Source organism: Sulfitobacter sp. SBS6, assembly GCF_048285585.1.
GTDB lineage: Bacteria > Pseudomonadota > Alphaproteobacteria > Rhodobacterales > Rhodobacteraceae > Sulfitobacter > Sulfitobacter pontiacus.
The window spans coordinates 189,938-206,974 of sequence record NZ_JBLWBA010000005.1 but is presented as its reverse complement, the minus strand read 5'-3'; the positions used below and the strand labels follow the sequence as shown (position 1 = coordinate 206,974).

At 60.7% G+C, this 17,037-nt stretch carries 19 protein-coding genes; 11 read left to right on the top strand and 8 right to left on the bottom strand.

The genetic code is table 11. The features are described from left to right. Nucleotide 1: 1 nt before the first annotated feature. On the bottom strand, nt 2–1,099 hold the full coding sequence (gene lptG / locus ACNQ62_RS04400) for an LPS export ABC transporter permease LptG (RefSeq protein ID WP_037944279.1): 1,098 nt from the start codon (nt 1,097–1,099) through the stop codon (nt 2–4). Further along, nucleotides 1,096–2,226, bottom strand: a complete 1,131-nt coding sequence (lptF, locus tag ACNQ62_RS04395) for an LPS export ABC transporter permease LptF (protein WP_418094293.1) — start codon at nt 2,224–2,226, stop codon at nt 1,096–1,098. The genes lptG and lptF overlap by 4 nt, the downstream gene beginning before the upstream one ends. Before the next feature lie 139 nt (nt 2,227–2,365). On the opposite strand from lptF, the gene ACNQ62_RS04390 reads away from it, so the two are divergent. Beyond that, on the top strand, nt 2,366–3,838 hold the full coding sequence (locus ACNQ62_RS04390) for a leucyl aminopeptidase (RefSeq protein ID WP_037966295.1): 1,473 nt from the start codon (nt 2,366–2,368) through the stop codon (nt 3,836–3,838). Between the two features lie 5 nt (nt 3,839–3,843). After that, on the top strand, nt 3,844–4,302 hold the full coding sequence (locus ACNQ62_RS04385; RefSeq protein ID WP_009824619.1) for a DNA polymerase III subunit chi: 459 nt from the start codon (nt 3,844–3,846) through the stop codon (nt 4,300–4,302). Nucleotides 4,303–4,319: 17 nt separating this feature from the next. Here the strand turns inward: ACNQ62_RS04385 and ACNQ62_RS04380 are convergent, their stop codons facing one another. The 3 genes from ACNQ62_RS04380 to ACNQ62_RS04370 are packed head-to-tail and all read right to left on the bottom strand — an operon-like array spanning nt 4,320 to nt 7,507. Then, complete coding sequence (locus ACNQ62_RS04380; protein WP_037944283.1) at nt 4,320–4,904, bottom strand: retropepsin-like aspartic protease family protein; 585 nt, start codon at nt 4,902–4,904, stop codon at nt 4,320–4,322. A 51-nt stretch (nt 4,905–4,955) separates the two neighbouring features. Then, nucleotides 4,956–5,591, bottom strand: coding sequence for a MarC family protein (locus ACNQ62_RS04375; RefSeq protein ID WP_418094691.1), 636 nt, complete (start codon nt 5,589–5,591; stop codon nt 4,956–4,958). 53 nt (nt 5,592–5,644) lie between these two features. Then, nucleotides 5,645–7,507, bottom strand: a complete 1,863-nt coding sequence (locus ACNQ62_RS04370; RefSeq protein WP_037945024.1) for an ABC-F family ATP-binding cassette domain-containing protein — start codon at nt 7,505–7,507, stop codon at nt 5,645–5,647. Nucleotides 7,508–7,611: 104 nt separating this feature from the next. On the opposite strand from ACNQ62_RS04370, the gene ndk reads away from it, so the two are divergent. Further along, nucleotides 7,612–8,034, top strand: a complete 423-nt coding sequence (gene ndk, locus ACNQ62_RS04365) for a nucleoside-diphosphate kinase (protein WP_005853549.1) — start codon at nt 7,612–7,614, stop codon at nt 8,032–8,034. Between the two features lie 91 nt (nt 8,035–8,125). On the opposite strand, the gene ACNQ62_RS04360 is transcribed toward ndk, so the two are convergent. Together ACNQ62_RS04360 and ACNQ62_RS04355 are read right to left on the bottom strand one after the other, a co-directional pair. Continuing rightward, the gene (locus ACNQ62_RS04360; RefSeq protein WP_005853550.1) at nt 8,126–8,542 is read right to left on the bottom strand and encodes a DUF4112 domain-containing protein; all 417 of its coding nucleotides are present in this window, start codon (nt 8,540–8,542) and stop codon (nt 8,126–8,128) included. A gap of 93 nt (nt 8,543–8,635) precedes the next feature. Beyond that, complete coding sequence (locus tag ACNQ62_RS04355) at nt 8,636–8,962, bottom strand: TfoX/Sxy family DNA transformation protein (protein ID WP_418094292.1); 327 nt, start codon at nt 8,960–8,962, stop codon at nt 8,636–8,638. Nucleotides 8,963–9,339: 377 nt separating this feature from the next. Here ACNQ62_RS04355 and ACNQ62_RS04350 point away from each other — a divergent pair, with 377 nt between their 5' ends. The 5 genes from ACNQ62_RS04350 (at nt 9,340) to ACNQ62_RS04330 (ending at nt 12,343) form a co-directional block, all read left to right on the top strand. Then, nucleotides 9,340–9,507: an RSP_7527 family protein gene (locus ACNQ62_RS04350; RefSeq protein ID WP_235183784.1), complete on the top strand. Its 168-nt coding sequence runs from the start codon at nt 9,340–9,342 to the stop codon at nt 9,505–9,507. An 83-nt stretch (nt 9,508–9,590) separates the two neighbouring features. After that, complete coding sequence (locus ACNQ62_RS04345; protein ID WP_009824624.1) at nt 9,591–9,809, top strand: DUF1127 domain-containing protein; 219 nt, start codon at nt 9,591–9,593, stop codon at nt 9,807–9,809. Nucleotides 9,810–10,130: 321 nt separating this feature from the next. Further along, nucleotides 10,131–10,883 (top strand): amino acid ABC transporter substrate-binding protein, encoded by a 753-nt coding sequence (locus ACNQ62_RS04340; RefSeq protein WP_005853554.1) that lies wholly within the window; start codon nt 10,131–10,133, stop codon nt 10,881–10,883. A gap of 6 nt (nt 10,884–10,889) precedes the next feature. Beyond that, nucleotides 10,890–11,564, top strand: coding sequence for an amino acid ABC transporter permease (locus ACNQ62_RS04335; protein ID WP_005853555.1), 675 nt, complete (start codon nt 10,890–10,892; stop codon nt 11,562–11,564). Next, nucleotides 11,561–12,343 carry an amino acid ABC transporter ATP-binding protein gene (locus ACNQ62_RS04330; RefSeq protein WP_418094291.1) on the top strand — a complete coding sequence of 261 codons (783 nt, stop codon included), beginning with the start codon at nt 11,561–11,563 and terminating at the stop codon, nt 12,341–12,343. The genes ACNQ62_RS04335 and ACNQ62_RS04330 overlap by 4 nt, the downstream gene beginning before the upstream one ends. Before the next feature lie 3 nt (nt 12,344–12,346). Here ACNQ62_RS04330 and ACNQ62_RS04325 read toward each other — a convergent pair whose 3' ends face one another. Next, the gene (locus ACNQ62_RS04325; protein ID WP_340243702.1) at nt 12,347–13,114 is read right to left on the bottom strand and encodes a DeoR/GlpR family DNA-binding transcription regulator; all 768 of its coding nucleotides are present in this window, start codon (nt 13,112–13,114) and stop codon (nt 12,347–12,349) included. Nucleotides 13,115–13,283: 169 nt separating this feature from the next. Between ACNQ62_RS04325 and ACNQ62_RS04320 the strand changes: the two genes are divergently transcribed. Genes ACNQ62_RS04320 through ACNQ62_RS04310 form a run of 3 tightly spaced genes read left to right on the top strand, consistent with a single transcriptional unit; the run spans nt 13,284 to nt 16,986 of the window. After that, a complete protein-coding gene (locus tag ACNQ62_RS04320) occupies nt 13,284–14,252 on the top strand; it encodes an ABC transporter substrate-binding protein (RefSeq protein ID WP_418094290.1) in 969 nt (322 codons plus the stop codon). Continuing rightward, a complete protein-coding gene (locus ACNQ62_RS04315; RefSeq protein ID WP_184582073.1) occupies nt 14,252–15,955 on the top strand; it encodes an ABC transporter permease in 1,704 nt (567 codons plus the stop codon). The genes ACNQ62_RS04320 and ACNQ62_RS04315 overlap by 1 nt, the downstream gene beginning before the upstream one ends. Further along, complete coding sequence (locus tag ACNQ62_RS04310) at nt 15,943–16,986, top strand: ABC transporter ATP-binding protein (protein ID WP_005853560.1); 1,044 nt, start codon at nt 15,943–15,945, stop codon at nt 16,984–16,986. The genes ACNQ62_RS04315 and ACNQ62_RS04310 overlap by 13 nt, the downstream gene beginning before the upstream one ends. The last annotated feature ends 51 nt before the right edge of the window (nt 16,987–17,037 follow it).

The window sequence follows — 17,037 nt, the reverse complement described above, 5'->3', positions numbered from 1 at the left end:
GTCAGCCATCCTCTGAATGAAGTAGAAGACCAAGCGCCAGAAGAATGGATGCGACAGGCGGTGCCCAAGCCGCAAGAAGAACCGGAATCTGCCCGTTCTCCCCCAGAATTTGCGCAAAACTGCGAATAAAATACAAGCCGAACCCCATCAGAACAGAGGCCAGCACCGCGACGCCCGTGCCTCCGAACCTCGTATGGCGCATGGTAAACGCGCTCGCAACCAGAACCATCGCAACCAGAAAGAACGGGCGCGCCAGTTCGGTCTGCAGCCAGACCTTGTGGCGGCGCGGGCTGAAGCCTGCCAGTTCAAGCTGCTTGATGTAATCGGGCAGATCATAGATCGAGACGGCACCGGGATCGGTGATGCTGTCGCGGATACGGTCGAGCGTCAGGGTCGAGGGCAGGGTGAGCGTGTCAAATGTCTCGGCCGCGCCTTCGGCGTTCACCCCCACTTCAAGCGGCCATGACTTCGCATCGGTCAACGTCCAGATACCATCTTCCAGCGCGGCGCTGTCCGCTTCGATCCGCCGTGCGGGCCCGCCCTCGGGCGCGTAGCTGAGGAATGTGACATCATAAAGCACCGAGGCGTCCTTGTTTGACCGCCATGCGCGGATCACGGTCTGCCCCTCGTCACTGCCCTGGCGCAGCCACAGCCCTTCGTCGCTGACCGACAGGACAGAGGTCCCGCCCGCGCGAATGCTGTCGCTGAGCTGGATGTAACGCTTGGCGGTCGCCGCAACGATGGGGTTCAACATGCCCACAGCCATCACGCCAATGATGAACGCCACCCAGATCGGGGCCTGCAACGCGCTGAGCGCTGACCGGCCGGCGGCACGGGTCACCACCAGTTCTGACGAGCGTGCCAGCGACAAAAACAACACCACGGTCGCAAGGATCATGATCAGCGGCAGGATCAGGTTCATGGTTTCAGGCGTGTTTAACAACGTCATCCCGAAGAGCCGCAGCCAGCCAATATCGTAGCTGCTGAACCGGCGCGCCTGATCGACCATATCCACCAACACGAGCAGCGAGAACAGCACAGCGGAAATGAGGATAAACCCCATAATAAAGCGGCGCGCGAAATAGAGATGCAGGATCATGCGACGCCCCTTTGCTTGCCCATCCGTTTGGTCCAGCCCGGATGGGCCGTTTGCCAGATCATCCCGATCACAATCATAGCGCCAATCAGGCTGGGCAGGAACAGCAGTGGCCACCGGCTGGCGTCGTCGCGCACCGTTTCAACCAAAGTGCCGCGCAACCCGTCAATCGCAATGAGCAGACCAAAGGCAATCACGATCTCGCGCCAGACCCCGAAGCGTGAAAACCCTCCGAGCACCAGTGTCGCATAGCCGATCATCGCGGCGATCATGCAAAACGCCGCCGAGGCAAAGCGCGCCGTCAGCTCTTCTGCGATGTCGCCCGCGCTGGATTTGGTGATCGTCTCAAGCTGATCCCACTGGGCAAACATCTCTGCCGTGGTCATGGCGTCGATGGATTGGGTGCGGGGTTTGTCGCTGCTCACCAATGCCGAGATATCGAACGAGAAATCGCGGAACTTGGCGGTCGACAGGCGTTTGCCGGCCATCTCAAGCCGTTGCGCCATGCCATCGACCATGATCAGCGTCGTGCCATCGCCATTGCGGATCAGATAGGCTTCGGACGCGGTATAGATCACGCCCTCGTCGGGGTTGCGCCGGTCCGACAGGAACACATCGCGCAACACCCCGTCGGCGTCGATCACGCGGGTATAGAACGTGACCTTAGAGGTCGGATGCAGGAATGTGCCTTCGGTCAGCAGCCGTGCGGTGACATTCTGCGAAATCTCGGCCTCGCGTTCAGACAGCTGTCCGTTGGACAGGGGCAACAGCAGATGGGTCAGCACCGACATCATGATCGCGACGCATAGGCCATAGACGAACACGGGCCGCGCCAGACGCCAAGGGCTGGTGCCCGTCGCCTGCAGCACCGTCAGCTCGGATTCGCTGGTCATCCGGTTGATCACATAGACCGACCCCGCAAAGGTCGCGATCGGCAGGACCGTGGTGATCAGCTTGGGCAGCCCCAGCACGGTAAATTCAAGAAACACCAGCGCCGTCTGGCCGTCGCCAATCAGCCGGTCAAACAGCACCACGGCGCGGTTGATCCAGAAAATCGCCACCAGGATCAACGCGAAGAAACTGAACAAAATCAGGAACTGGGACAACATATAGCGGTCGAACTTGGCCAATCTGCATCCCTTGGGTATCAACACGGGTGAACTTTCGCCCGACGATAAAGTAAATTTCCGCCCACGAAAACTGCTATCTGGCCTTAACGGCGCACGCAGGATACGTCTAAGCGAAATTCAGACAAAAGGGGTTCACCTGATGACCGCATTGACGCCAATGACATTTACCGAAACCGATATTGACCAGATCGCAGGCCACACAGGCCGTGTGGCTGTGACTGTGGGCGCGGATGGCAAGCTCAACCCCTCCGCGCGGCGCATCAACAAGCTGACCAAGGGCGCGCTGGAACGTCTGGTGGCCAGCGACAGCTTCACGAAATTGTCAGCGGGCGATGCGGTCAGCCTTGGGTTTCCCACCGGCATGGCGGCCGAGGCCGTGGATGTGGTGCAATTGGCGAATAACGCCGATCAGGAAGCCCTGCGCGCAGCCGGTGCGGCGCTTGCGAAACGGCGCGGCGATGCGGATCTGCTGGTGTTGACGGGCGGTTTGCGCAAAGCGGCCGAGCTTTGCTTTGGACTGGCCATGCGCGACTACACGTTCGAGGATCGCAAAAGCAACGGCAAGCCACGCAAGGGGCAGGTCGTGATCATGAATTCCAAACCCGAAGAGGTCGAAGCCGCTGCCGCGCCCCTGCTGGCGATCGCCGACGGTGCCTTTATGACCCGCGACCTGACGAACGAGCCCGCGAATATCCTGACCACCACCGAATTCGCCGACCGTCTGGCCGAGATGGAGTCAATCGGCCTTGAGGTCGAAGTGCTGGACGAAGCCAAGCTGGAAGAGCTGGGGATGCGCACCTTGCTCAGCGTCGGGCAGGGGTCGGCCAGCCCGTCTTACGTCGTGGTGATGAAATGGAACGGCGGCGAAAAAGACGCGGCCCCGCTGGCGTTGGTCGGCAAGGGCGTGGTGTTCGACACCGGCGGCATCAGCCTGAAACCGGGCGCGGGCATGGAAGACATGACCATGGATATGGGCGGCGCGGGCGTTGTCTCGGGCGTGATGCGCAGCCTTGCCCTGCGTAAAGCCAAGGCCAATGTCGTCGGGCTGGTCGGTATCGTAGAGAACATGCCATCCAGCACGGCAACCCGCCCCGGTGACGTAATCAAGACGATGAAGGGCGACACGGTCGAGGTGATCAATACCGACGCCGAAGGCCGTTTGGTGCTTTGTGATGTGCTTTGGTACGCGCAAGAACGGTTCAACCCCGCGGGCGTGATCGATTTGGCGACGCTGACCGGCGCGATTATCATCGGCTTGGGTCATGACAATGCGGGGGTTTTCTCGAACGACGATACGCTGTGCAACGCCTTCCTCAAGGCAGCGCAAACCGAGGGTGAAGGCGCGTGGCGGATGCCCTTGGGCGCGGGGTATGACAAGCTGCTGAAAAGCCGCATCGCCGACATGAAAAACATCGGTGGGCGGCCTGCCGGGTCGATCACGGCGGCGCAATTCCTGCAACGGTTCATCAAGGACGGCACGCCGTGGATTCACCTTGATATCGCCGGTGTGGCCTCCGTCAAATCCGAGACGGCGCTGGCACCCGTCGGGGCCACGGGCTGGGGCGTTGCCGCGTTGAACCGATTGATTTCAAACCTTTACGAGACAGAGTAAACCTGATGGGTGCCGCGTATTTCTACCATCTGACCCAGCGACCGCTGGTCGAAACGCTGACGATGCTTTTGGGCAAAGCCCAAGGCGCGGGCTGGCGTGTGGCGGTACGCGGCACCGATCAATCCTTGCTGGAACAGCTTGACGTCGCCCTGTGGCGCGGGCCCGAGGATGGCTTTCTGCCTCATGGTCTGGCCGGCGGGCCGCATGATGCCGAGCAGCCGGTGTTGCTGACCACGGACACCCACGCGCCGAATAACGCAAGCTGCGTGTTCTCGATCCATGGCGCGGCTGTGTCGGCACAGGAAGTCGCGGCCTTGGATCGGGTGTGCATCCTGTTCGACGGGCTGGACGACCACGCCTTGAATGTCGCGCGGGACCAGTGGAAATCGCTGAAAGCCGCAGGAGCCTCTGCGCAATACTGGTCCGAGGAATCGGGTCGGTGGGAGAAAAAGGCAGAGACCTGAGGGCGTTACGCCGTGTTTCAACGGGTGAGGATCAACTCTCCGTTGGTGATCTCGATCCGGCCCCAACGTTGCAGATAGCCCATCCCCAGCAAGGATTGCCGCATCTCGCCTTCGTTCACGACCGCGGGCACATCGGTATCGCGCACCCCGCCCAGTTCAACCTCGTCCAGCCGCACATAGGCGGTGCGCACTTCACCGTTGGCGGTGCTGGCACGGCCAAGATAGTTCAGGCTATCGGGCGAAAGCCCTGCGGCTTCGGCATCGGCGCGGGTCAGCACCATATCCGTCGCGCCGGTGTCCACCACAAAGCGGAGCGGCGTGCCATTGATCGTCGCCGTCAGATAATAATGCCCGTCGCGGGCGCGTGGCAGGGTGACGCTGCCGGTGCTGGCCTCATAGGCTTGGCGCGGGATGTCGCCTTGCCGGTTGATATCCTCCCACAGGCCGTAGCCCGCGGCGACACCGGTAAAGATCATGGCCCAGACCGCGACCTGTTGCAGCGTCTTGTTCCAGCCCTGACGGCTTTGCATGAAGAACCAGCCCGCGACCATCGCCATGAGCACGATCAGATAGATCAAACGTCCTGTTTCAATGTCCGGCATCGTATATCCTTTGGCAATCTTCCAAAGATATGGGGGCAGGGTGCGGAAAAGTCAGCCCGGACCCGGCCCGAAACCGAAAGCGCTAAGCCCGTCGAGCACGAATTGCACCGACAGCGCGGCAAGCAGCATACCCAAAAGCCGCGTGATCACGTTGATCCCGACCTTGCCCAAAGCGTTTTCAAGATAGCCGCTGGCCTGCATCGTGATGCCCATGATGATCAGGACGGCGAAAGTGATCGCGACGACGGTCACCAGCCCTTCAAGGCCCGGTTTCTCGCCCGTCAGCAGGATCACCGACGCGATAGAGCCGGGGCCCGAGATCAAGGGAATGGCCAGCGGAAATACCGATGGGTCGTCGTGATCGTCATCCGCCTCGGCATGGCCCTCGCGGCGTTTCGTGCGGCGGTCGAACAACATATCAAGCGCGGTCAGGAATAGCAGCACGCCCCCCGCGACACGGAAGGCGGGCATCGAGATACCGATAAAGCCAAGCACAGCCTCGCCAAAGGCAGCAAAGACCAGCAGCAGCAGCCCCGCGATGACCACCGACCGCCACGCAATCAACCGGCGCTGGCGCGGGGTCATACCGGGGGTCAAGGCCAGAAACATCGGGCCAATCGCAAAGGGGTCAATGATCACGATCATCGTCGCGAACGCGGTGATCATGAATGCCAGATCAAGTGCCATCATAAACCGTCACCGGGGCCAGCCCCGTCCTTATCCCTTGCGCCGCGCTGGCATTACGCCGACGCGGTTTCCAGTTTTTCCAACGCGCCCATCCAGATCGCTTCCGCCCGTTCAAGCGCGGCCATGACTTCGGCGTATTTCTTGTTCCAGACCTCAAGTTCGCCGACTTTGTCCTTTTCGTAAAGGGCAGGGTCCGCGAGCTTTTTCGCAAGCTTGTCGCGCATGTCGTTGATCTTGGTCACCCGCGCCTCGGCCGTGCGCACTTCGGCGCGCAGGGCAAGGATGTCTTCGCGGTTGGCGCGTTTGGGTTTTGGCGCTTCCTTGACCGGTTTGGGGTTCTTGCTGACGGGCTTTTCCACGGTCAACAGCATCTTGCGATAGGCTTCGAGGTCATCCTCATAGGGTTTGACCGTGCCGTTCGACACCAGCCACAGACGGTCCGCGACCATCGACAAAAGGTGCATATCGTGGCTGACAAGGATCACAGCACCCGAATAGCGCGTCAGCGCCTCGACCAGCGCTTCGCGCGATTCGATATCAAGGTGGTTGGTCGGCTCATCGAGGATCAGCAGATGCGGTGCGTCCAATGTGGCGAGCAGCAGCGACAGACGCGCCTTTTGTCCCCCCGACAAACGCCCCACTTCGGTATCGGCCTGATCCGGCCCCAGACCGAACCCCGCCAGCTGTGCGCGCAGCTTGGATTGCATCACACCGGGGCGCGCGCTGATCATATGCTGCAGCGGCGTTTCATGGACGATCAATTCGTCCACCTGATGCTGTGCAAAGAACCCGATGCGCAGCTTGCTGGAGTTGATCGCCTTGCCCTCGAACAACACCAAACGGTTGGAGAGCAGCTTTGACAGGGTAGATTTACCCTGACCGTTTTTGCCCAACAGCGCGATGCGGTCGTCTTGGTCGATCCGCAGGTTCAGGCGCGACAGGACGGGCTGGCCTTCGGTATAACCGGTCGATCCGCCTTCGATACTGATGATGGGCGGCGAAAGCTCGTCAGGTTGCGGGAAGGTAAAGACCTTGCGCGCGGCTTCTTCCGGCGGCGTGATTGTCACCATCTTCTCGATGGCCTTCATTCGCGATTGCGCCTGTTTCGCCTTGGACGCCTTGGCCTTAAAGCGGTCCACAAAGGCCTGCATATGCGCCTTATGCGCTTGCTGCTTTTTCGCCTGCGCTGTCAACTGCGCGCGCTTTTCGGCCCGCATTTTCGCGAACTGGTCGTAATTACCCTGATAATACGTAAGCTTACGGTCTTCGAGGTGCAGGATACCACCGACGGCACGGTTCAACAGACCACGGTCGTGGCTGATGATGATCACCGTATGCGGGTATTTCGACAGGTAGTTTTCCAGCCACAACGCGCCTTCAAGATCAAGGTAGTTGGTCGGTTCGTCCAACAGTAGCAAATCCGGCTGCGCGAACAGAACGCCCGCCAGCGCCACGCGCATCCGCCACCCGCCCGAATAGGCCGAACAGGGCTGCTGCTGATCATGGTCGTCAAATCCAAGCCCCTTGAGGATCGCGGCGGCACGGCCTTCGGCGGACCAGGCATCGATATCGGCAAGGCGGGTCTGCACCTCGGCGATGCGCGCGGGATCATCCGTTGTCTCTGCCTCGTGCATCAAGGCGGCGCGTTCGACATCGGCGGCCAGCACCGTATCGATCAGCGACACGTCAGAGGACGGGACCTCTTGGGCGATGCCCCCGATCTTGGCGCGCGAGGGCAGGCTGATGTCGCCCGCGTCCAGCGACAGCTCTCCGCGAATGATTTTGAACAGCGTGGTTTTACCCGCACCGTTTTGCCCGACCAGACCCACTTTGTGGCCTTCGGGGATGACCGCGCTGGCTTCCTCGAACAAGGGACGGCCTTCGACGGAATAGTTGATTTCTGAAATGCTTAACATGGACGCGGTGTGAACCATGTCTGGCCCCGCGTCAATCGCGGCTTTTCACGGGGCATGACCCATGCTAGGGAGCGGCCAAATCAACCCCACCTAGGAGAGCTATCATGGCCCTTGAGCGCACATTCTCGATCATCAAACCAGACGCAACACGCCGCAACCTGACCGGCAAAATCAACGCCAAATTCGAAGAAGCCGGCCTGCGCATCGTCGCACAAAAGCGTATTCACATGACAAAGGCACAAGCCGGCGTTTTCTATGCCGTGCACGCCGAGCGTCCTTTCTATGACGAACTGTGCGAATTCATGGCGTCCGAGCCTGTTGTTGTTCAGGTTCTCGAAGGCGAAGGTGCCATCGCGAAAAACCGCGAAGTGATGGGCGCAACCAACCCAGCAGACGCAGCCGAAGGCACCATCCGCGCAGAATTCGCCGAATCCGTTGGCGAAAACTCCGTTCACGGGTCCGACGCGCCTGAAACAGCCGCAGTCGAAATCGCGTATTTCTTCTCCGGTCTGGAACTGGTTGGCTAAGCCTTCTCAGGTTTGGACAGATGAAAAGGGCCGCAGGCAACTGCGGCCCTTTTTTCATGCAACGGGGATCATATAACGGCGGCGGATCTGTTCACCCTTTGAGGGTCGGATGATGTGATGACAGTTCACCGTCCACAGGGCTCACGGTTTTCATCGGTGCCGTTTGCTCAAGATGACGGTGCAACAGATCGACGTTGCGGATGTTTGCCTTCCAGCCCACGTCAAAGATGTCACCGATCAGGGGGATCGCACCGATCGCAAGGTCGATGCCCACATTCGCCCCCATACGCGCCAGAACCGACCGGCTTGCGCCCATGCGATGCGCTTCCTTCAAGATATAGCCCGCCGGTGCCAAAGCCAGAACGTCGCCAACGCCCGGTATCAGGCCAAGGATGCTGTCCCAGCCCAGCCGAACGCCCAGAACAGGCACCCGTAGGGCGCTATCCATCGTACGGGCAAGGCCACGCAGCCGGTCAAGGTCGTGTTGAACATCGGGGGAATGTGGCATGGGGCAGGGTATCCTGTTGGGGCTAGGTTAGCGACCCAACGCCTATGGGCGCAGTGCCGTTCCGCTGCCGCCTTAAGGTTTCGCAGGGACGCGTTACGCCTCGCGCACACCGATCAGGTTCATAATGCGTTCGAATTCAGAGCGGCCGGTATCATGGGCACGGGCCTTGATCGCGTCGAACTTGACCCGCAGGGCTTTCTTTTCTTCCCCCTTGCAGTCGTTCCACGGGCGCCCCTGAAGCCCCATCACCAGAACATAGTACCCGATGAAGTGGGGGCGCTGACCATTTTGCAGCAACCTCTCATAGGCTGCATCGGCACCAAGATCGCGCAGCTCTTGCGCAGAGTGGATGCCGGCACGGGCGCAGCTTTCCTCGAACGCGGGGCCAAGATTGCGGATGGAAGAAACAGGGTCAGTCATACCGGGCTGTTTATACCGCAGCTAGCCGCCTGTCACTTTCAGATGCTGGCATAATCCGTAAATATCACCGGCTGGGGTTTTTCCGGCGCGGGTTTGGGTGGGGCGGATTGTTGCGGCTGCGGCGATTGCTTGGTCATGGGTCTTCTCCGGCTTGTGTTGGTCTCTCCGTTTCAGGGGCTACCAACGTTCGGGCGGCCCTTTCGTTCACGGTGAAGTCGAAAACTGCCAGTTTAAGGGCCGGATATGGGCGGTTTTGGGGCGAAACTGTGCCATTTAAGCCATGCGTTTTCCGCATATCCACTATGGTTTGCACCTTTGCTGCACCGCGCACATATGACGGTCACGGGCATTGAAGCCCTGAAATGGAAAGCTGGAAAATGAAAACCGAAGCTACATACAAAACCGCCACTCCGGTCGAAGTCGACCGTCTTCTTGCCGAAGCCAACGCGCTGCGCAGTGCCTATATCTCTGCCGCTGTTGCCAAAGCATCGCGCAAGTTTACCGGCCTGTTCCGCACCGCACCCCGCGGCACGGCAGCAGCCTAAACCGCCAGCGCTTCGCTGACGGAACATACCAAACCGAATGCGGTGGATAGGCCGCCGCATAGACGTGAAAGAGAGAATAAGAAATGAGCTATACATCCACATATACCGCCGCACCTGTTGCGGGTCTGATGCCCAAGCTGCGCCAGTCGCTTGATGCATTCCGTGCCTACAGCGCTGACCAACGCGCCAAACGCCAGACCTTCCGCGAGCTGTCGGCGATGAATGACCGGGATCTGGCAGATATCGGTGTTGCACGTGGCGAGATCCGCCATATTGCCTCGCAAGCGGTTGCCCTGCGCTAACCACGACGCCGAAAGCCACAAGAATTTCCCCGCCGCAAAGTCCTCCCACTTTGCGGCGGTTTTATTTTGTCTGATCAGATGCTTATGCGGTGCAATCCGGCGCTGGTGATTCCCCCAAATGCGCGCTAATTCGCTTGATATCTTCCCCCAATGCCCCTTCCGCCGCTGCGGCCCCCGAAACAGCGTTTCGCGATCAAAGCCCTTGCCAGAATTATATTCCTGACGAAGGATGAATGACACCACCGCGGACTTGCTTGACGCTGCGCCATTGAAGCGCGGCTGCGTCATGTTACCTCCCCCTTAGACGTAACGGAGAATATCATGATCAAACACGCCACACTTACCGCAATCGCCCTTGCTACCGGCGTCAGTGCTGCTCAGGCAGAGACGCTGAATGTCGGCATGTCGGGCGGGTACTTTCCCTTTACCTTCGTAAAGCTTGACGAGCTGCAAGGGTTCGAGGTCGATTTCATCAACGCCGTCGCCAAGGAAACCGGCGACGAGGTGAACTTTGTCACCATGTCCTTTTCCGGCCTGATCGGCGCGCTGGAATCTGGCCGCATCGACACGATCGCCAACCAGATCACCATCACCCCCGAACGCGAGGCGAAATTCGCCTTTTCGCAGCCCTATGTCTTTGACGGGGCGCAGGTCGTGGTGAAAGAGGGCAACGAAGACACCATCGGCAGTGTCGAGGATCTGAGCGGGAAGACCGTTGCGGTCAACCTCGGCTCCAACTTCGAGGAACTGCTGAACGAGTTGCCGAACGCGGGCGAGATCGACATTCGCACCTATGAAAGCAACATTGCCCAAGACACGGCCCTTGGTCGCGTGGATGCTTTTGTGATGGACCGCGTGTCCTCGGCCCAGCTGATCGCGGAAAGCCCGCTGCCGCTGGCGCTTGCGGGCAAACCCTTTAGCGAGATCCGCAACGCGCTGCCCTTCCGAAACGATGACGAAGGTCAGGCCCTGCGTGACCGGTTTGACGCCGCGATCACCAAGCTGAAAGAAGACGGCACCCTGACCGAGATTTCGGAAAAATGGTTCGGCTCTGACATCACAACAGCCGAGTAACACAAGATGCGGGGACTGGATTTCGAATATATGTGGGGCTTGCTGCCCGTGTTGCTGGGCTATGTCCCGCTGACGCTGTTCATGGCGTTTGTGGGCATGGTCTGCGCATTGGTGCTGGCCTCTGTGCTCGCGGTTGAACGGGTGTTTCGGGTTCCGGTCCTCGACGTTTTTGTGCGGCTGTTCATCAGCTTCTTTCGCGGCACGCCGTTGTTGGTGCAGTTGTTCCTGTTCTACTACGGCCTGCCGCAAGTCCTGAGCTTTCTGGGCAAGATCGACGGCGTCACCGCGACCATCATGGGGCTGACGCTGCATTTCTCGGCCTATATGGCGGAAAGCATCCGCGCCGCCATTCTGGGTGTGGACCGCAGCCAGTGGGAGGCCGCGCAGGCCGTTGGCATGACCCAAGGCCAGATGATGCGCCAGATCATCCTGCCTCAGGCCTCGCGGGTCGCGGCACCGACTTTGGTGAACTACTTTATCGATATGATCAAAGGCACCTCGCTGGCCTTTACCCTTGGCGTGACCGAACTGATGGGGGCGACCCAGAAAGAGGCGGCGGGCAGCTTCCTCTACTTCGAAGCCTTTCTCGTCGTCGCCGCGATTTATTGGGTCATGGTAGAGACATTGGCCTTCGCACAGCGTCACCTAGAGGTCTATCTGAACAAGGCACATGCGCGATGACCAATACACAAAGCATTCCAGAGACGGGCAGGGCGATGGGGGACGGGATCACCATATCCGGCCTGACCAAATCCTTTGGCAGCACCGCCGTGCTGAAAGACATCTCGCTTGATATCGCCCAAGGCGAACGGGTGGTGATCATCGGGCCGTCGGGTACGGGGAAGTCCACCTTGCTGCGCTGCCTGAACTTTCTTGACGCGCCTGACGCGGGCATCATCCACATTGGCGATATGTCTGTCGATGCATCTACGGCGAAACGCGCCGATATTCTGGCGCTGCGGCGGCGCACGTCCTTCGTGTTCCAGAACTACGCACTGTTTGCCAACAAAACCGCGCGCGAGAATATCACTCAGGCGCTGATTACCGTTCAGGGCTATAGCAAGGCCGAGGCCAACGCCCGTGCCGATGCGACGCTGCGCGAAACCGGTCTGTTCGAGAAAGCCGACAGCTACCCCGCAGCACTGTCGGGCGGCCAGCAGCAAAGGGTGGGCATCGGCCGCGCGATGGCGCTGGATGCGGATCTGATGCTGTTTGACGAACCGACCTCGGCGCTGGACCCCGAATGGGTGGGAGAGGTGCTCGACCTCATGCGGCGCGTGGCCGAGAAACAGCAGACCATGCTGATCGTGACCCACGAGATCCAGTTCGCGCGCGAGATTGCGGATCGGATCGTCTTTATGGACGAGGGACGGATTGTCGAACAGGGCCCACCGGCAGAACTGCTTGATGCGCCCAAAGACCCGCGCACCCAATCCTTTCTACGGCGTGTCACGGGCTAGGGACTAGACCTTGATCACCGTACACCCATGGGCGGCGGCGCGGGACAGCAGATCGGGTGACAGCGCGGCCCCTGTGACAAGGTAGTCATAGGCCCAGATCTCCCCGTGCTGGCAGGCAAGGTCCAAATCCGCCTTGCCCTGATCGGCCACCAGGATCGTTGTCTTGGCGCAGCCCGCAATCGCCTTGCGCGCCAGCACCTCGTCCGAGTTATAGTCCATCACCGCGCCCGACCCCGACAGCCCGCCACAGCTGAACACGGCGTAATCCATGCGGTAACCCGCAAAAAACGCCAGCGCTGCAGCGCCGATCAGATCCAGATCGCGCATCCGTACATTGCCGCCCGCCAGCTCCACCATCACGCCCGCGGCATTTTGCAGGGCGCAAACCGCGTGGATGCTATTGGTCGCGACGAAAAGGTCTTTGTGCGACGACAGAAACCGCGCGCAATGCTCAACCGTGGTCCCCGTCCCAAGCGCCACCCGTGCGCCATCGGGGATCAGGTTCTTGACCGCCAAGGCGATGCGCTGCTTTTCCTGTCGCGCGATGGTTTCACGGGGCAGGTAGCCGATATTCTCGCTTTGCTGGCGCAGCTGCACCTTTCCCTTGCGGCGCTGCACCAGTGCCGCATCATCAAGGTCGCGCAGGTCGGCGCGGATGGTCTGCACCGAAACGTCCAGATGCTGCGAGAGTTCGGCAGGGGACAAAGCGTCGTTCTGCGACAGCAGCGCAATGATCCTGTCGCGCCGGTCGGTCAGAGTAGGTCGCGCCATCTATTTTCCTTCGAAAACAACTCAAGGTTAGCCGGACCCTAGAGCGACCCCGTCCACGGCGCAATATAATTAAATCTGTTACGCAAATGTCATAAATCTGTAGCGTAAGATGGAAATAAGGCGAGCGCGAAATGCTTTCGTACGAAAGCTACCTTTTCAGGAGAGCCCCATGAAAACCATCCTCACCACCACCGCTTTTGCCCTGATGGCCAGCACGGCCCTTGCAGATACAATCACACTTTACACCTCGCAGCCCAATGCAGATGCGCAGCAGACTGTGGACGCCTTCAAAGCCGCCAACCCCGATACCGATGTCGAATGGGTCCGCGACGGCACGACCAAACTGATGGCCCGTCTGCGCGCCGAGATCGAGGCAGGTAACCCGCAGCCCGACGTGCTGCTCATCGCCGACACCGTGACGCTGGAGGGCATGGCCCAAGACGGTCTGCTGACCGCCTACCAATCCCCCGAGGCTGCCAATTATGACAGCGCGCTTTATTCTGCCGACGGCTTCTATCACTCGACCAAGCTGATCACGACAGGTATCGTCTATAACACCGGCGTCGAGACGGCTCCGACCTCGTGGAAAGACCTGAGCGATGCGGCCCTGAAAGGGCAGGTGGCCATGCCGTCCCCGCTGTATTCCGGTGCGGCGCTGATCCATCTGGCAACCCTGACCGGCGATGACAGCCTTGGCTGGGGCTATTACGAACAACTGGCGGAAAACGACGCCCGCGCCCAAGGCGGCAACGGCGGCACGTTCAAGGCCGTGGCCTCGGGCGAGAAACCTTATGGCATGGTCGTCGACTTCCTCGCGATCCGCAACAAGGCCGAAGGGTCGCCTGTCGAATTCGTCTTCCCGACCGAAGGCGTATCCTATGTGACCGAGCCTGTGGCGATCATGTCGACCGCCAAGAACGTCGAAGGCGCACAGAAGTTCGTCGATTTCCTGCTCAGCGCGGAAGGTCAGGATGTGGTGCTTGAGATGGGCTATATCCCCGCACGCGACGGCATGAGCGTGCCCGCCGGTTTCCCTGCGCGCGAAGACATCAAACTGATGGACTTCGATCCCGCGACCGCGTTGAAGGACGCCGAAGCCAACAAGGCCAAATTCACAGAGCTGTTTGGCGCCGAGTAATGGGCGTTCTGACAAAAAACGGGGGCAGCCGGTCCGAGGGGTGGCTGCTCTCTACCATTTTGATTGTGGCGATCAGCCTGACCCTTGCGCCGGTGCTGCGCCTGTTTGTCGAAGGCGTGACGGATCAGGGCGCGGTTGGCCTGTCGCTCGCGGGCGAGGTGCTGCGCCAGCCATCGACGCTGAGCGCGCTGAAACATTCGCTGGTGACCGCAGGGTTCGGCACCCTGGTCTCGGTGGTTCTGGGGTCTGCCTTTGCGTTTCTGGTGGCGCTGACCGATCTGCGCGCCAAGGCGGCGCTGGTGTTCTGCCTGATGATCCCGATGATGATCCCGCCCCAGATCACCGCGCTGTCCTGGACCCAGATCATGGGGCCGTCGTCGGTGTTGCTCAAGACCTTGGGGCTGGCACCGCCACTGGGGTCGCCGCAGCCGCTTTATTCGGCGCAAGGTATCATTTTGTTGCTGGGCATCCAGCATATGTCGATCATTTTCCTGACCCTGCGTGCAGGTCTGCGCGCCATCCCGCAAGAGGTGGTCGAAGCGGCGCGCATCAGTGGCGCGCGGGGGCTGCGCACGTGGTGGCAGGTGGTCATGCCCCTGACCCTGCCCAGTTTGGCCGCGGGAACGGCGATCACCTTTGTCACCGCCCTTGGCAACTTTGGCATCCCCGCGATGCTGGGTATTCCGGCGGGCTATGCGACCCTGCCGACGCTGGTTTACCAAAAGCTGGCGGGCATGGGCACCAGCGTGCTGGCCGAGGTATCGATCCTCGCCATGCTGATCGGTGCGGTGGCTGTCACGGGCATCCTGACGCAACGATTCTTTCAATCGCGCCAACGGGTCTATCTGGTGGGGGCCACGTCGCGCCCCTTGGCGATCCCGCTCGGGGCGGCGCGTCTGCCGGTCGAGGTGTTGCTATGGGCCGTGGTCTGCACGATCCTTGTGCTGCCCATGTTCGGCCTGCTGGCGACGTCGCTGGTGCCTGCCTATGGCGTGCCACTGCGGCTTGACACTGTAACCCTTCAGGCGTGGACCGAGGTCCTGCTGCGCCAGCCGGTCACGACGCGGGCCTTTGCGAACTCCTTTGGTCTGGCGATCGGCGCGGCGGTTGTTCTCATGCTGCTCTGCCTGCCGCTGGCGTGGCTGATGGAGCGGAACCCGACGCGGCTGTCGCGGCTGTTTGATAGCCTGCTGGATCTGCCCTATGCCTTGCCCGGAGTGGTGTTGTCGATTGCGATGATCCTGCTGCTGATCAAGCTGCCGTTCACCGATGCGACGCTGTATGGCACGATCTGGATCATCTTCCTGGCCTATCTGGCGCGGTTCTTTGCGGTGATGTTCCGCCCCGTGCAAGCGAGCCTCAAGCAGTTGGATCCTGCCATGGGCGAAGCCGCGCAATCGGTGGGAGCATCGCTGTTCCAGCGGCTGCGCGATGTGATCGTGCCGCTCTCGGCACCGGCGGCGGCGGCAGGGGCGATCCTTGTGTTTCTCACCGCGTTTAACGAGCTCACGGTTTCCGCGCTGCTCTGGTCCTCGGGGACCGAGACTTTGGGCGTGGTCATTTTCAATCTGGACGACAGCGGCGAGACCGCAATGGCCAGCGCGCTGGCGATGACCATCGTACTGGTGGTTATGGCGCTGATGGTGCTGGTGCAGCTGATGTCCCGACGTTTCCCGAAAGGAGTAGTCCCATGGCAGACATAAGCCTGTCCGCGCTTGGCAAATCATTCGCCGGCGCCCCCGCGCTGCATGACATCACCACCACGTTCAAGGATGGCGAATTCGTCGCCCTGCTGGGGCCGTCGGGCTGCGGCAAGACCACGCTGCTGCGCCTGCTTGCGGGGTTCGAAATGCCGACGACGGGGCAGATTTCCATCGGCCCGCGCGAGGTCGCGCATGTGGCTGGCAACCGCATGGTCCCGCCCGAGGATCGCAACATCGGTTTCGTGTTCCAGTCCTACGCGCTTTGGCCCCATATGAACGTGCGGCGCAATGTGTCCTATCCGCTGGAGATCCGGCGTTTTTCCAAGGCCGAGATCACCGCGCAGACCGATCAGGCGTTACAGGCGACGGGGCTGACGGACTATGCCGACCGGATGCCGTCCGAACTGTCGGGCGGGCAGCGTCAGCGGGTCGCTTTGGCGCGCTGTCTGGTGTCGCACCCCGATGCGGTGCTGCTGGACGAACCGCTGGCCAACCTTGATGTGGCGCTGCGGGCGTCGATGCAAACAGTGTTCACCGATTTCCACAAGCGCACCGGCGCGACGATGGTCTATGTCACCCACGATCAGTCAGAGGCGATGGCCATGGCCGACCGGATCGCCGTGATGGACAAGGGCCGCATCCAGCAGTTCGACACGCCCCAAACGCTGTATGAACGCCCCAGAAACCGCTTTGTCGCCGAATTCGTCGGGCGCGGCACGGTGGTGCCCATGCGCGGGGTCGAAAAGAGCGATAGCGCCCTACACGGCCATGTTCTGGGGACGCGGATCGCGGTGCAAAGCGGGGATGACCTGCCAAGCCATGTCTGCCTGCGCCCCGAAAACCTGACCATCAGCGAAACCGGCGACCTGCGCGCCAAAGTGGCGCGGGTGACCTATCTGGGCGGCAAATACCTTCTGGAAACCGTCGCGGACTGCGGCACGCGTCTGCTGGCTGAAACACGGGCACGGTTTGATGTCGGCATGCAGCTTGGCCTGACGATCACCACCCCATGGGCATTCTCCGAGGAATAAATGCAAAGCGTAAGAGTACTTTCCGGCATCGGGGACAAGGGCCCCGCATGC

Excerpts from the sequence above, each read along its gene's own strand:
- lptG (WP_037944279.1), bottom strand. The coding sequence starts at position 1,099 with ATGATCCTGCATCTCTATTTCGCGCGCCGCTTTATTATGGGGTTTATC.
- ACNQ62_RS04390 (WP_037966295.1), top strand. The coding sequence starts at position 2,366 with ATGACCGCATTGACGCCAATGACATTTACCGAAACCGATATTGACCAG.
- ACNQ62_RS04385 (WP_009824619.1), top strand. The coding sequence starts at position 3,844 with ATGGGTGCCGCGTATTTCTACCATCTGACCCAGCGACCGCTGGTCGAA.
- ACNQ62_RS04380 (WP_037944283.1), bottom strand. The coding sequence starts at position 4,904 with ATGCCGGACATTGAAACAGGACGTTTGATCTATCTGATCGTGCTCATG.
- ACNQ62_RS04375 (WP_418094691.1), bottom strand. The coding sequence starts at position 5,591 with ATGGCACTTGATCTGGCATTCATGATCACCGCGTTCGCGACGATGATC.
- ACNQ62_RS04370 (WP_037945024.1), bottom strand. The coding sequence starts at position 7,507 with ATGTTAAGCATTTCAGAAATCAACTATTCCGTCGAAGGCCGTCCCTTG.
- ndk (WP_005853549.1), top strand. The coding sequence starts at position 7,612 with ATGGCCCTTGAGCGCACATTCTCGATCATCAAACCAGACGCAACACGC.
- ACNQ62_RS04360 (WP_005853550.1), bottom strand. The coding sequence starts at position 8,542 with ATGCCACATTCCCCCGATGTTCAACACGACCTTGACCGGCTGCGTGGC.
- ACNQ62_RS04355 (WP_418094292.1), bottom strand. The coding sequence starts at position 8,962 with ATGACTGACCCTGTTTCTTCCATCCGCAATCTTGGCCCCGCGTTCGAG.
- ACNQ62_RS04350 (WP_235183784.1), top strand. The coding sequence starts at position 9,340 with ATGAAAACCGAAGCTACATACAAAACCGCCACTCCGGTCGAAGTCGAC.
- ACNQ62_RS04345 (WP_009824624.1), top strand. The coding sequence starts at position 9,591 with ATGAGCTATACATCCACATATACCGCCGCACCTGTTGCGGGTCTGATG.
- ACNQ62_RS04340 (WP_005853554.1), top strand. The coding sequence starts at position 10,131 with ATGATCAAACACGCCACACTTACCGCAATCGCCCTTGCTACCGGCGTC.
- ACNQ62_RS04335 (WP_005853555.1), top strand. The coding sequence starts at position 10,890 with ATGCGGGGACTGGATTTCGAATATATGTGGGGCTTGCTGCCCGTGTTG.
- ACNQ62_RS04330 (WP_418094291.1), top strand. The coding sequence starts at position 11,561 with ATGACCAATACACAAAGCATTCCAGAGACGGGCAGGGCGATGGGGGAC.
- ACNQ62_RS04325 (WP_340243702.1), bottom strand. The coding sequence starts at position 13,114 with ATGGCGCGACCTACTCTGACCGACCGGCGCGACAGGATCATTGCGCTG.
- ACNQ62_RS04320 (WP_418094290.1), top strand. The coding sequence starts at position 13,284 with ATGAAAACCATCCTCACCACCACCGCTTTTGCCCTGATGGCCAGCACG.
- ACNQ62_RS04315 (WP_184582073.1), top strand. The coding sequence starts at position 14,252 with ATGGGCGTTCTGACAAAAAACGGGGGCAGCCGGTCCGAGGGGTGGCTG.
- ACNQ62_RS04310 (WP_005853560.1), top strand. The coding sequence starts at position 15,943 with ATGGCAGACATAAGCCTGTCCGCGCTTGGCAAATCATTCGCCGGCGCC.